The organism is Streptomyces sp. NPDC017991, assembly GCF_044328075.1.
In the GTDB taxonomy this organism is placed as follows: domain Bacteria; phylum Actinomycetota; class Actinomycetes; order Streptomycetales; family Streptomycetaceae; genus Streptomyces.
On the sequence record NZ_JBIRGP010000003.1, the window covers coordinates 794,930 to 807,681 of the forward strand.

The following is a 12,752-nucleotide window of genomic DNA, read 5'->3' on the forward strand; positions in this document are numbered from 1 at the left end:
GAACCGGGACGACACGCGAGTTGACGGATCGTCACCCGGGCCCATGGGGACACGAGTCAAGAATGCGAGCACCGGTGCAGAAAATGCGGCCTCGGCGCAATGGCAGGCAGCCGGCCTCGGGCGGAGCCTCCGGGCACACCCCGAACTCACCGGCACCGCAGGACACTCCGGACCCCGCGGGACGAGGTCGACCCGCTCACGTACGCAGTCGGCTGATCGTCGCCGTCGCCGTCGTGGCCGCCGCGATCGCGGGAGCGGGCGCTCCGTCCGTGATCGCCGCCTCCGGACAGCTGAACGACTCCCAGAACCTGGTGACGTCGGCCGAGCGGACCCAGGACGCCCTGGCCCTCGCCCACTCACTGGCCGACGAACGCGACGAGGTCACCTCGTATCTCGCGGCCGGCCGCCCCAAGGGCGAAGGCCCCTCGGAGCGCCGCAGCGCCCGCGTGGACCGTCAGGTCGACGAACTGCGGGTCGCCGCCGTCGAGGCGGACGCCCCCGCGTCCTTCCTGAAGACGCTCGACGCGATCGCCGCCGTCCGCAGGGCGGCGCTCACCGGAGAGAGCAGCTCCCTCGAAGCCCACCGGGCGTACTCGACGGCCCTCACCGAACTCCACGGGCTCGCCGAGGACCTGGCCGAGAAGATTCCGCCCCGCGCGGGCTCCGGCGCGCACGCCCTCGCCGACCTCGACACCGCCGTCCAGCAGGCCGCCTCGACCCGTGGTCTGCTCCTCGCCGCGCTGAGCGTGCCCACCAGCAGGCAGACCACCACCGACCCCATCACGGGCCTGCCCACCACGACCACCACGTCGTCGGCCGCCGCGACCAAGCAGCGCGACGCGCTCACCGCCGCGGCCCAGCAGGCCAACGTCCGTGAGCAGGCCGCCCTGGCCGACTTCGCCGGCACCGCGCCCAAGGCGGACCGCACCTCGTACGACTCCACGGTCAACGGGCCGGATGTCGCGTCCGCCGAGAAGTACCTCGCGGGCCTGGCGGACCAGCCCACGCTCTCCGACGACGAACTGGCCACCAGCACCAAGAAGCTGGACGCGGCGCTCTCCTCGCGCGTCGAGCTGATGCGCGGTGTCGAGGCGTCCCTCAACACCCAGCGGGCCAAGGAGCTCGCCCAACTGCGCGACGACGACGTCACCGCGCTGGAGATCCGGGTCGCGATCCTCGGCGCGCTGATGCTGCTCGCCGTGGGCGTCTCCACCGGGATGGCCCGGTCGCTCACGCGTCCGCTGTCCGTCCTGCGCCGCGGTTCGGCACGTCTGGCAGCCGAGCCCGGCACCGGCGACCCGGTCAAGTTCACCGGCCGCAACGACGAGTTCGCCCAGGTCGTGCGCTCCGTCAACACGCTCCACACGCACGCCCTCGCGTTCCAGGAACGCCTGGGCACGCTGGAGGGCGACCGCAAGCACCTCATCGGCCAGCGCCAGAAGATGGCCGACGAACGCGACAGGTTCCGTACCGAACTCGCCGAGGCCACCGCCCGTCTGGAGCAGGTCCGGCAGAACATCCACGGCACCTTCGTCAGCCTGGCCCTGCGCACCCTGGGCCTGGTCGAGCGGCAGCTGAGCGTCATCGAGGGCCTCGAAGAGCGCGAGCAGGACCCCGAGCGCCTCGCCACCCTCTTCAAGCTCGACCACTTCGCCACCGTCATGCGCCGCCACAGCGAGAACCTGCTGGTCCTCGCGGGCGCGGAGCACGGCCACCAGCACCCCGGGCCCGTCCCGCTGGTCGACGTCGTCCGCGCGGCCGTCAGCGAGGTCGAACGGTACGAGCGCGTCCGTATCTCCGCGCTGCCGCCGCACGCGCACCTCGCCGGGTTCGCGGCGGACGACATCAGCCACCTGGTGGCCGAACTCCTGGAGAACGCCTCCTCCTTCTCGCCGCCCGACATCCCCGTCGAGGTCTCCGGCTGGCTCCTGGAGAGCGGCGAGGTCATGCTCTCCGTCCAGGACGAGGGCATCGGCATGACCGGTGAGCGGCTGGAGCGGCTCAACACCCGCCTCGCGGCCTTCGACGCCGAGGACCCGTACGACGAGGAGAGCGGCGAGGGCCTCGGGCTCGGCCTGTACGTGGTGGCCCGGCTCGCCCACCGGCACGGCGTACGCGTGCAGTTGCGCGAGCAGAAGCAGGGTGGCATCACGGCCGTCGTGGTCCTGCCCAAGGCGCTGCTCGCCGCCGCGCCCGCCGTGGCCGTGCCCCAGGCGACCACCGCCCGCACGCCCGGGGGCGCCTCCGCGATGTCCCTGCCGGGAGCGGACGCCGAGGTCAACTCCAACGTCCTGTACGGCCGTCAGGGCCGCGACCCGCTGATCGCGGCGGCGGAGGACACCCTGCGCGAGACCGACGGGGCGGGCACGGCTGCCGCCCCCGAGCCGGCTGCCGCCAACGAGTCGGCGGCGACCGCCCCGCCCGCGGCCCCCGTCGGGCCGACCGTCCCGGAGCCGGAGCCGGAACAGCCCGGCGGCCCCGAGACCACCATGGTCCTCATGGCCCCCGTGCCTCCCGTCTCTCCGACGGACGAACCCGCCGGGCCCACCGAGTCCGCCGAGCCCGGCGCCCCGTCCCCGTCGGACGCCCCGGCGATCCGGCTCCCGGCCCAGGCCACCACGGACCACCGCGCCGAAACCCGGCGTACCAGCGACCCGTACGCGATCGGCCCCGACGCCCACGAGCGCGCCCCGGACGACGTACAGACGTCACAGGGGACCCAGGAGTCGCAGGAGTCGTCGGAGCGGACCACCGACAAGGGGCTGCCCAAGCGGACCCCGAGGATCGCCGCGCCCGCGCCGGCCGCCGGCCCGCGCCAGACGCCCGTCGACGCCGAGGCACTGCGCCGCCGTCTCGGCGGATTCCACCGGGGTGCCAGTGAGGGCCGCCGCGATGTCGAAGCGGAGATCACCGAACAGACGTCGGAGCTGCAGACGCCCGCCGCACATGCCGTAGAAACCAAGGGGGACACCGTCGAGGAGGCAAGCAGTTGACCGCGCCGAGTACCTTCGGACTGAGCCATGAAGCCCGTAACCTGCACTGGCTGCTGACGAACCTCGTCGAGGAGGTGCCGGGCCTCCTGTCGGTCGCGGTGGTCTCCTCCGACGGCCTGCTGCTCCTCTCCTCCGACCCCGGGAGGAACGCGCAGGCACGGCAGGACGAAGGGAGACCCTCGGGTCCCCGCGGGTCCGCGGCGGACCTGGCCACCATCGTCTCCGGCATCGGCAGCCTCGCCATCGGCGCCGCGAAACTGATGGACGGCGGCGCCGTCAAGCAGACGATGGTCGCGATGGAGGAGGGCGGGCTCTTCGTCATGTCGATCAGCGACGGTTCGCTGCTCGGCGTGCACGGCGCCCCGGACTGCGACATGAGCGTCGTCGCGTACCACATGGCGCTCTTCGTGGGCCGTGCGGGACACGTCCTGACTCCCGAACTCCGCAGCGAGCTGCGCCAGTCGCTCGCGGCCACGACGATGGAGACGGCCAAGTGAGCGGCACGCCCGGCACCTCCGGCACGCCCAAGCTGCCGGTCCGCGGTGGCGGCGAACGCAAACCCGCCCGCGTACGCCCCTACTCGCTCACCGGCGGCCGTACGCGCTTCGGGCACGTGCTGCTCGTCGAGACGTTCGTGGCCGCGCTGGAGGCCCCGGATGAGCGGCGTGAACTGGAGAATGGTTCACTCTCCACCCGGGTGATGCCGGAGATGAGGGCCATCGTCGAACTCTGCCGCCGGATGCGTACGGTGGCCGAGGTCGCGGCCCTTCTGAAGATGCCGCTCGGTGTGGTCCGGGTGCTCCTCAGCGACCTGGCGGACCAGGGCAAGATCCGTGTGTACGGAACAGGTCACGGCCCGGGACAGCCGGACCGCGCTCTGCTGGAAAGGGTGCTGAGTGGACTCCGTCGTCTCTGACGTCTCCCGCGTCTCGGATGTCTCCCGATCGTCCGGCCTCCCCGAAGTCGTGGAGCCCGACGAGGAGTTGAAGGCCTGGCAGAAGGATCGGACCCGCGCGCCGATCGCCACGAAGATCGTGGTGGCGGGTGGCTTCGGGGTGGGCAAGACCACCCTCGTCACCGCCGTCTCCGAGATCACGCCTCTCCAGACGGAGGCGTTGATGACACAGGCGAGCGAGGGCACCGACGACCTCAGCTCGACGCCGGAGAAGACCACCACGACCGTGGCCATGGACTTCGGCCGCATCACGCTCGACGACGACCTGGTGCTGTACCTGTTCGGTACGCCCGGGCAGCAGCGGTTCTGGTTCATGTGGGACGACCTGGTGCGCGGGGCGATAGGCGCCGTGGTCCTCGCCGACACCCGCCGTCTCAAGGACTGCTGGCCGGCACTCGACTACTTCGAGAGCTGCGGGCTGCCGTACGTCGTCGCCGTCAACCACTTCGACGGCAGCGAGCGGTTCGACCCCGACGACGTGCGGGAGGCGCTCACGATCCCCCGGCACATACCTGTCATGATCATGGACGCGCGCCGCAGGATCTCGGTGATCGAGGCACTGCTGGCGCTGGTGGGGCACGCGCTCGACGTCAGCCCCGAATAGCCCGAACGGGACGTCAGCCCCGAACAAGGCGTACGCGTACGCAGAGTGCAGAGTGAGGACCAGCATGCGGAAGATACTCGTCGTCGGAGCCGGCCAGTCCGGGCTCCAGCTCGCCCTCGGCCTCCAGTCGAACGGGTACGAGGTCACCCTGATGTCCAACCGGACGGCGGACGAGATCCGTACCGGGCGCGTCATGTCCACCCAGTGCATGTTCCACACGGCACTGCAGAACGAGCGCGACCTCCAGCTGAACTTCTGGGAGTCCCAGGCCCCGAAGATCGAAGGACTCGGCGTCTCGGTCGCGGCCCCCGGCTCCTTCGACCCGGGACCCTCGCAGCGCGCCATCGACTGGGTGGGCAAGCTCGACGGGTACGCGCAGTCGGTCGACCAGCGCGTGAAGATGGCCGGCTGGATGGAGACGTTCGCGCAGCGCGGCGGCCAGCTCGTCATCCACGGCGCCGCGGTCTCCGACCTCGACTACTTCGCCCGTACGTACGACCTGGTCCTCGTCTCGGCGGGCAAGGGCGAGCTGGTGTCGATGTTCGGCCGCGACGCCTCCCGCTCGCCGTACGCGGAGCCGCAGCGCGCGCTGGCCGTCGCGTACGTCCACGGTCTGGGGCCGCGCCCCGAGCACCCGGAGTTCGACGCGGTCCGCTGCAACCTCGTACCGGGCGTCGGTGAACTGTTCGTCATGCCCACGTTCACCACCTCCGGCCGGGCGGACATCCTCTTCCTGGAGGGCATACCCGGCGGCCCGATGGACGTCTTCCAAGGCGTCAAGGACCCGGCCGAACACCTCTCCCTGACCCTGGAACTCATGGAGCGGTTCACGCCGTGGGAGTACGCCAGGGCCACCAAGGTCGAACTCACCGACGCGGGCGGCACGCTGGCCGGACGCTACGCGCCGACCGTCCGCAATCCGGTCGGCCGGCTGCCCGGTGGCGGCCTCGTCCTCGGCGTCGCGGACGTCGTCGTGGCGAACGACCCGATCACCGGCCAGGGCTCCAACTCGGCCTCCAAGTGCGCCGCCTCGTACCTCGACTCGATCCTCGGCCACGGGGAGAAGGAGTTCGACGAGGCGTGGATGCGCGCCACCTTCGAGCGCTACTGGGACACGGCCCAGCACGTCACGAAGTGGACGAACGCCATGCTCGGCCCGCCGCCGGAGCACGTCCTGAACCTGATCGGCGCGGCGGGCCAGCTGCCGCCGGTCGCCGACCGCTTCGCCAACGGCTTCAACGACCCGTCGGACTTCGAGAACTTCTTCTACGAGCCCGAGAAGACGGGGGCGTACCTGGCCTCCGTGGCGGGTGGCTGAGGGCCGCTTCCGCCTTCTGCGCCGTCGTGGCCGGTCGCGCAGTTCCCCGCGCCCATGCAAGCAGGCGTCCTAGTACGTGTCGTAGCCCTCGTCCGAGCCGTCCGTCGCGTTCTCGGGGAGCTTCGGCGGTGTGTACTGCCGCAGGGGCTTCCCGGACGGGTCGGGGCGGACCGCGCCCAGGACCGGGTTCGCCGCGATCGGGGACACCTTGATCCTCGCCCCCGGCCTCGGCGCCTGTACGACCAGGCCGTCGCCCAGGTACATCGCCACATGGGTGGCTTCGGGGAAGTAGACCACCAGGTCGCCGGGGCGCAGGTCGGGCAGGGGGACGCGGGGGAGTTCGGCCCACTGTTCCTGGCTGGTGCGGGGGATGGGGCGGCCCGCGCCGGCCCAGGCCTGTGAGGTGAGGCCCGAGCAGTCGTACGAGTCCGGGCCCTCGGCGCCCCACTCGTACGGCTTGCCGATCTGGGCCACGGCGTAACGCAGTGCCTCACCCCCTTCCGGGGTGGGCCGGCGCGTGCTGCTGAGCGCGCCCGACGCCACCAGCTCGTCCTGGGCCTTCGCCACCCCGGACCTCTCCAGCTCGGCCACCCGCGCGAGCTGCTCCTCGGTGAGCGAGGCCAGCAGCTCCTCGACCTCCTTCAGCCGTTCGCGTACGAGGTCGCGGTCCTTCCCCTGCTTCTCGGCGAGGGCGAGCCGGCCGTCGAGGGCGGTCCGGGCCCGGCGTGCCAGCTCGCCGGTCCGCTGTTCGTCCCCCGCCAGCCGCTCCATCGTCCCGGCCCGTTCCTGCGAGACCTGCCGGATGACGTGGCCCTGGTCGAGCGCGTGCTGCGGGTCACGGGCGAGCAGCAGCCGTACGTAGGAGGAGATCTCGCTCGTGCCCTGGTACTGCTGCCGGGCGAGCCGTCCCGCCGCGCCGCGGCTGCCGTGGAGCGCGCGGCGGGCCGCGGCGAGCCGGCCGTTGAGCTTCGCGACCTCGGCCCGCTGCCGCTTCAGCCGCTCCTCGGTCGCGTTGTACGCCTCGGTGGCCTTCTCGGCCTCCCGGTAGAGCCGCTGAAGGTCCGTCAGCAGCTCGGCCACGGGGCGGTCGGCCGCGGGACGCCCGGACGCGGGGGAGTGGCTCTCGTCGGGGTCGGGCGCCGCCGAGGCCGGTGCGGGTGCGGGCACCAGCACCGCGCCGGCCGCGATCGCCGCCGTGCAGACCAGTCGCAGAAGTCTCCCTGACACGTCGTCACCTCCGGTGCGGGGCGGTATCTCCGCTCCTCCGCACCGTGAGCATCAGACGTCCGCGCGAGCCGCGCGCGCCGACCGTGGGCGGACCGGCCCAACGAAGTCACTCGTGGGTGTCTCTCGGCTTGCCGTCCGGCGTGGCGTCCGGCGTGCTGTCCGGCGTGGGGTCCGGCTTCGACCACGGCCACTTGAGTTTGCCGGCGCGGCCCGTGGGGTCGTACGCGTACTTCCATCCCTGGTGCAGGCCGAGGCGGCTGCTCGCGCCCGCCTCTACACGGCGGTAGACCAGGAGGGTGGGCGGGCCGCCGTCACCGGCCGGCACCGGGACGCGGTACACCTTCGGAGGGTGGCCGGTCGGGCCGAGCAGGACGGGCAGCACGCGGCCGTCCAGGGGGCCGCCCTCGAAGGGGGTGTCTTCGCTCTTCACCTGGCCAGTGTCACAGCAGGTGCGCCGCGTCGCCCACCACGGGCAGCACCCGGCGGGCCAGCGAGCCCATCGGTCCGTCCGCGGACTCCAGCGCCAGCGCGGCCCGTACGACCGCGGCGGTCTGCTCGTCGCGGGCGGCCGTCGCCACCAGGCACGCCACGAACTGCTCGACGAGCCAGTCGCGCAGCTCGTCCAGCGGGGGTTCCTTCTCCTCGTCCAGCCAGATCAGCGAGGCCGCCTCGACGGCCGTGATCCACATCCGGACGGTCATCCGCAGCCGGTTGCCGGGCTCCTCGACGGCCAGATGACTGAGGATGTGCTCGGCGGCGGCCCGTCGTACGCCGTCCACGATGGCCGTCGTCCTCGACGTCTCGACCACGCTGCCGCCCTGCAGCAGGGCGCTGAAACCGGCGTCGTGCTGGGCCACGAAGGCGAGGTAGCGGTCCAGGGCGTTGGAGAGGCGGCGGGTGAGGGGTCCGTCGGGCGGCTCGGCGAAGCAGTGCTCCAGCTCCTCGGCGGCGGAGCGGAGGGCGGCCTCGTACAACTGCTGCTTGCCGCCGGGGAAGTAGCGGTAGACCAGCGGTCGGGAGACGCCCGCCGCCTCCGCCACGTCGTCCAGGGAGATGTCCTCCGGGGCCCGTACCGCGAACAGTGACAGCGCGGCGTCGAGGAGCTGACTGCGTCGTTCCTCGACGCTGAGGCGTCGGTATGCGCGGGTGGGGGCCTGCGAGGTCATGTCTCGCAGCGTAGTCCGTTCCCGCGGGTGCGGAGTGGGGTGGGAGGTGGGTGGGGGTTCGGGGGTGGGTGCGGGTTCGGTGGGGGCTTGTCGCGCAGTTCCCCGCGCCCCTGAAAAGCGGGGCTGCGCCCCTGCCTTTCACCCCGCGCCCCTGAAAAGCGGGGCTGCGCCCCTGCCTTTCAGCCCGCGCCGGGGCCGAGTCGTTCAGGCCAGCAAGCCCGAGGACTTCCACAGGCGGCGGCCCGGGCCTCGTAGGACGCCTATGTCGTCCAGGAAGTCCGTGAGGCGTTTCGAACCCGTCTGCATGATCTCCCGGCGGTGGCCGCTCGCCTTCACCTGGGCGACGGCCGCCCGCCTGTCGAGGCCGATGTTCGTGTAGACCTACGGGTTGACGAAGGCGACCGAGAAGACGCGGGCGAACTCGCCCGAGGTGATCCGGGTGAACTCCTGCGACCAGCGCGGCGCGGTCATCATCTGGCGGCGCAGTTCCTCACGGGCGTACCGGACGTGACGCGCCTCCTCCACGACGTGGATCCGCGTCACCCCGCGCACCAGCGTCTGCACCCGCTCGTCCGGGAACGTCAGCCGCTGCATCCAGTCGAGCACCTCCTCGCCCAGCAGCGTGGCCGTGAACGAACCGGGGGTCGTGGACACCGTCTTGAAGAGCCGGCCCAGGTTCTGGTGCGCCCGGCTCACCGGGTAGTGCGGTGTCCCGCCCCGGCTGATCAGCCGCGCGAACATCTTCGAGTGACGGCACTCGTCCTCGATCTCGGTCAGCGCGTACCGCACGTGCGCGCTCGTCGCCGCCTTGTCGTAGATGTGCCGCACCAGCAGCTGCATGAGGATGATCTCGAACCAGATCCCCAGCGAGGCCAGTGCCGCGGCCTCGTGCCGGGAGAGCAGGATCCGCTGCTCCTCGCTCATCCGCTTCCACATCGGGGTGCCGTAGAGCGACACCAGCTCCGGCGGCCAGAACCACTTGCCGTCCTCGAACGGCGCGTCCCAGTCCAGCTCCTTGTCCGGGTCGAAGGAGTGCTTCGCGGAGGATTCGAGCAGCCGCTCGGCCACCTGTTCCCGGTCCTTGAGCAGGCCGAGCGCGTCGCGCGGACCCGCGACCGCACTGTCCTCCGTCGTCGCGGTCGTCACGGTCGTCCTGCCCGTCACGGTCGTCATGGCTGTGCCCACCTCGCCGTACGTCGTCGTGCCTCGTGGTGTCCGGGCGTACCGGAAGTCATCTGTGTTACCGGGGGTCACGTCTTATGAGACTGCTTGTCAGTAAGCCCGTCAATCCCCCCTGCGCAACTTGTTGACCCGTCGTCTACCACGTGTGAGCCTGCGAGACATGCCGACCTACGACCTGTACGCCAAGGACCCCGGAGCTCCCCTCTGGCAGGTGCCCGCGACCGGCGCGGCACGGTTCAGCTGGGAGTACGACGAAGGGCGCGACCGACTGCTGGCCCTCTACCAGAAGGGCAAGGACAAGCAGTGGGACGGGCAGAAGCGGATCGACTGGGACCTGGAAGTCGACCCGCACGACCCCATCGGCACCCCCGACGAGTCGATCTCCATCTACGGCACGCCGTACTGGGAGAAGATGAACGACCGCGACAGGGGTGAACTCCGCAAGCACGTCGCCTCATGGCAGTTCAGCCAGTTCCTGCACGGCGAACAGGGCGCCATGGTCTGCGCGGCCCGCATCGTCGAGTCCGTGCCCGACCTGGACGCCAAGTTCTACTCGGCGACCCAGACGATGGACGAGGCACGGCACGCGGAGATCTACGCCCGCTTCCTCCACGAGAAGGTCGGGATGGTCTACCCGATCGACGACAACCTCCAGTCGCTGCTCGGCGACACCCTGCGCGACTCCCGCTGGGACATGCCGTACCTCGGGATGCAGGTCCTCATCGAAGGGCTCGCCCTGGCCGCGTTCGGCCTGATCAGGGACACCACCGAGAAGCCGCTGCCCAAGCAGATACTGGCGTACGTCATGCAGGACGAGGCCCGCCACGTGGCCTTCGGCCGGATGGCGCTGCGCGACTACTACCAGCAGCTCTCCGACGCCGAACTGCGCGAACGCGAGGAGTTCGTCATTGAGGGCTGCTACCTGATGCGGGACCGCCTGCGCGGTACGGAGGTCCTGGAGAACTTCGGCGTTCCCAGGGCGGAGGCCGAGGAGTACACCGAGCAGTCGGAGTTCCTGGCCCTCTTCCGGCAACTGCTGTTCTCCCGCATCGTGCCCTGCGTCCGGGACATCGGCCTGTGGGGCAAACGCCTCCAGCAGGCCTACGTCGACATGGGCGTCTTCGACATGGGCAACTCCAACCTCGACCTCCTGATGTCCCAGGACGAGGAACTCGCCGAGAAGCTCGACGCGGACCGCTTCGCGGCGGAGGAGCAAGCGCGGGTGACGGAGGTGGGCGACGCGATCCGGGCGGGGGAGGAAGCCCCCTAGCTTTCAGGAAGCACCCAAGCCCTTTGGCGCTCAGGAAGCACCCTGGGGCTCAAGGAGGGGCCGGGCCTGCCCGGGCGGGAACGGCGTCCGCAGGGTGAACGCGTACGCCGTGGCCCCGTGCGCCCGTAGATGCAGCAGGCGCTCCTCCGCCTCGGCCACCGTCGGCCGATGCCCGGCCGGCACCCACCACAGGGCCGTCATCGCCTCCCGGATCCGCTCGAACCATTCGTTTCGCCGGGCGAGAAGCTCGCGGTGCCGCCCCTGGTACATGAAGGCGGTGAGGGCGTCGGTGTCCCGCCACACGGTCAGATTGATGATCAGCCAGTCGTCGCCGAAGACGGACACGTCCGTCGCGTTGCCCTCGCCGCTCTGCAGCCGCCAGACGAATCCGTCGGCGGCGTCGGCGACCGCGTTCACCGGGTCGAGGGCGTCGACGAAGTCCCTCAACTGCGGTGAGTCCAGAGGGGCTTGAAGTCGTGAGATGTTCACCTGGGCGAGTTCGTACGCGGCTGCCGGCTGAGTCATGACCGAACGTTAGGTCGGGCCACCACGGTGACACCACCCCCGTCTCACCGGTCGAGCACGGCCTCCATCACCGCCCGGGCGATCGGCGCGGCGTCCCCGCCGCCGCTGATGTCACCCCGGTCGGCCGCCGCGTCCTCGACGACGACGGCGACGGCCACCGCCGGTTCCACGGAGTCGTCGGCCTGCGCCCAGGAGATGAACCAGGCGTACGGCGTACCGGAGTTGTGGATGCCGTGCTGGGCCGTGCCGGACTTGCCGCCGACCGTGGCGCCGGGGATCGCCGCGTTCGTGCCGGTGCCCTTCTCCACCACGTCCGTCATCAGCTCGCGCAGTCGTACGGCCGTGGCGGGACTCATGGCCCGGCGCGGGGTGTGCTGCCCGGACGCGGCCACCAGGTCGCCGTCGTCCGTGGTCGTCCGTTCCACCAGATGCGGCGTACGCACCGAACCGTGGTCGGCGACGGCCGCGGCGACCATCGCCATCTGCAGGGGCGTGGCACGGGTGTTGTACTGGCCGATGGAGGAGAGTGCGAGCTGCGCGGTGTCCACCCGGGTGTCGAAGGTGCTGGGGGAGACCCGGAAGGGAATGCCGAGCCTGCGGTCGTTGAAGCCGAAGCCGGCCGCCGTCGTCCGCATCGCGTCCCGGCCCACCCGCACACCCAGCCCGGCGAAGACCGTGTTGCACGACCACTGGAAGGCGTACCGCAGCGACGCGTCCGCGCAGCCCTCGACCTCGTTCGTCAGCCGCGCCGAACTGCCCGGCAGCCGGTACGGGTCCGGGGAGTCGGTGGGCGCGTCCGGATCACGCACCACGCCCGAGTCGAGCGCCGCCGCCGCGGTGACCACCTTGAAGGTCGAACCCGGCGGATACGTCTGCCGGATCGCCCGGTTGAGCATCGGCTTGTCCGCCGCGCCGTTCAGCCGCGCCCATGCCCCGGCCACGCCGGAGTCCGTCCCGGAGAGTTCCCCGGGGTCGTAGGAGGGGGTGGAGACCAGGGCCAGGATCCGGCCGGTGGACGGTTCGAGCGCGGCCACCGCGCCCCGCCGCGCACCGAGCCCGGCGTACGCCGCTTGCTGCGCTGCCGCGTCGAGGGTCGTGACCACGTGACCGCCGGGGTTACGGGCCCGTGCGAGGTCGTTCCAGAGCGGGAGCAGCGAGAGCGCCGGGTCGGTGCCCGCCAGAACGCCGTCCGCGGCGCCCTCCAGCAGGGACGTCCCGTACACCTGGGAGGCGAAGCCGGTGACGGGGGCGTACAACGGGCCGTTCTTGTAGGTCCGTTCGTAGCGGAACTGCTGACCGGAGTCCCGGGAGCCGGTGACCGCGCGCCCGCCGACGAGGATGTCGCCGCGCGGCTGCCCGTAGCGGGCGATCGTGTGGCGGCGGTTGGCCGGATTCTCGTCGTACGCGCGGGCCTGGACGAGCTGTACCCGGGTGGCGTTGACGAGGAGGGCCAGCAGCAGGAGCGCGCAGAAGGCGGCGGCGTGCCGGATGTAGCGGGTCATGGGCCGTCCG

General features: G+C 71.4%; 11 protein-coding genes and 1 pseudogene. 6 read left to right on the forward strand and 6 right to left on the reverse strand.

Going from position 1 to position 12,752, the window contains the following annotated elements; translation table 11 throughout:
• The first annotated feature begins 62 nt into the window (after positions 1-62).
• From ACH4DZ_RS12055 to ACH4DZ_RS12075, 5 genes are all read left to right on the forward strand, one after another.
• The gene (locus ACH4DZ_RS12055; RefSeq protein ID WP_398286919.1) at positions 63-2,993 is read left to right on the forward strand and encodes a nitrate- and nitrite sensing domain-containing protein; all 2,931 of its coding nucleotides are present in this window, start codon (positions 63-65) and stop codon (positions 2,991-2,993) included.
• Complete coding sequence (locus tag ACH4DZ_RS12060) at positions 2,990-3,490, forward strand: roadblock/LC7 domain-containing protein (RefSeq protein WP_398286921.1); 501 nt, start codon at positions 2,990-2,992, stop codon at positions 3,488-3,490. The genes ACH4DZ_RS12055 and ACH4DZ_RS12060 overlap by 4 nt, the downstream gene beginning before the upstream one ends.
• A complete protein-coding gene (locus ACH4DZ_RS12065) occupies positions 3,487-3,909 on the forward strand; it encodes a DUF742 domain-containing protein (RefSeq protein ID WP_398286923.1) in 423 nt (140 codons plus the stop codon). The genes ACH4DZ_RS12060 and ACH4DZ_RS12065 overlap by 4 nt, the downstream gene beginning before the upstream one ends.
• Positions 3,890-4,552, forward strand: a complete 663-nt coding sequence (locus ACH4DZ_RS12070) for a GTP-binding protein (protein WP_398286924.1) — start codon at positions 3,890-3,892, stop codon at positions 4,550-4,552. The genes ACH4DZ_RS12065 and ACH4DZ_RS12070 overlap by 20 nt, the downstream gene beginning before the upstream one ends.
• Before the next feature lie 64 nt (positions 4,553-4,616).
• Positions 4,617-5,870 (forward strand): styrene monooxygenase/indole monooxygenase family protein, encoded by a 1,254-nt coding sequence (locus ACH4DZ_RS12075; protein WP_398286926.1) that lies wholly within the window; start codon positions 4,617-4,619, stop codon positions 5,868-5,870.
• 69 nt (positions 5,871-5,939) lie between these two features.
• Here the strand turns inward: ACH4DZ_RS12075 and ACH4DZ_RS12080 are convergent, their stop codons facing one another.
• From ACH4DZ_RS12080 to ACH4DZ_RS12095, 4 genes and pseudogenes are all read right to left on the reverse strand, one after another.
• The gene (locus tag ACH4DZ_RS12080; RefSeq protein ID WP_398286928.1) at positions 5,940-7,097 is read right to left on the reverse strand and encodes an NlpC/P60 family protein; all 1,158 of its coding nucleotides are present in this window, start codon (positions 7,095-7,097) and stop codon (positions 5,940-5,942) included.
• A gap of 106 nt (positions 7,098-7,203) precedes the next feature.
• Positions 7,204-7,527 (reverse strand): hypothetical protein, encoded by a 324-nt coding sequence (locus tag ACH4DZ_RS12085; RefSeq protein WP_398286930.1) that lies wholly within the window; start codon positions 7,525-7,527, stop codon positions 7,204-7,206.
• 10 nt (positions 7,528-7,537) lie between these two features.
• The gene (locus ACH4DZ_RS12090; protein WP_398286931.1) at positions 7,538-8,263 is read right to left on the reverse strand and encodes a TetR/AcrR family transcriptional regulator; all 726 of its coding nucleotides are present in this window, start codon (positions 8,261-8,263) and stop codon (positions 7,538-7,540) included.
• A gap of 204 nt (positions 8,264-8,467) precedes the next feature.
• Positions 8,468-9,436: pseudogene (locus tag ACH4DZ_RS12095) on the reverse strand (diiron oxygenase).
• Positions 9,437-9,605: 169 nt separating this feature from the next.
• Here ACH4DZ_RS12095 and ACH4DZ_RS12100 point away from each other — a divergent pair.
• Positions 9,606-10,715 carry a ferritin-like domain-containing protein gene (locus tag ACH4DZ_RS12100; protein ID WP_398286932.1) on the forward strand — a complete coding sequence of 370 codons (1,110 nt, stop codon included), beginning with the start codon at positions 9,606-9,608 and terminating at the stop codon, positions 10,713-10,715.
• A gap of 30 nt (positions 10,716-10,745) precedes the next feature.
• Here ACH4DZ_RS12100 and ACH4DZ_RS12105 read toward each other — a convergent pair whose 3' ends face one another.
• The gene (locus ACH4DZ_RS12105; RefSeq protein ID WP_398286934.1) at positions 10,746-11,240 is read right to left on the reverse strand and encodes a DUF3291 domain-containing protein; all 495 of its coding nucleotides are present in this window, start codon (positions 11,238-11,240) and stop codon (positions 10,746-10,748) included.
• A 44-nt stretch (positions 11,241-11,284) separates the two neighbouring features.
• On the reverse strand, positions 11,285-12,742 hold the full coding sequence (locus ACH4DZ_RS12110) for a penicillin-binding transpeptidase domain-containing protein (RefSeq protein ID WP_398287082.1): 1,458 nt from the start codon (positions 12,740-12,742) through the stop codon (positions 11,285-11,287).
• Between the last annotated feature and the right edge of the window lie 10 nt (positions 12,743-12,752).

What these genes read in the sequence shown, in the direction of transcription:
- ACH4DZ_RS12055 (WP_398286919.1), top strand. Translation starts at nt 63, where the DNA reads ATGCGAGCACCGGTGCAGAAAATGCGGCCTCGGCGCAATGGCAGGCAG.
- ACH4DZ_RS12075 (WP_398286926.1), top strand. Translation starts at nt 4,617, where the DNA reads ATGCGGAAGATACTCGTCGTCGGAGCCGGCCAGTCCGGGCTCCAGCTC.
- ACH4DZ_RS12090 (WP_398286931.1), bottom strand. Translation starts at nt 8,263, where the DNA reads ATGACCTCGCAGGCCCCCACCCGCGCATACCGACGCCTCAGCGTCGAG.
- ACH4DZ_RS12100 (WP_398286932.1), top strand. Translation starts at nt 9,606, where the DNA reads ATGCCGACCTACGACCTGTACGCCAAGGACCCCGGAGCTCCCCTCTGG.
- ACH4DZ_RS12105 (WP_398286934.1), bottom strand. Translation starts at nt 11,240, where the DNA reads ATGACTCAGCCGGCAGCCGCGTACGAACTCGCCCAGGTGAACATCTCA.
- ACH4DZ_RS12110 (WP_398287082.1), bottom strand. Translation starts at nt 12,742, where the DNA reads ATGACCCGCTACATCCGGCACGCCGCCGCCTTCTGCGCGCTCCTGCTG.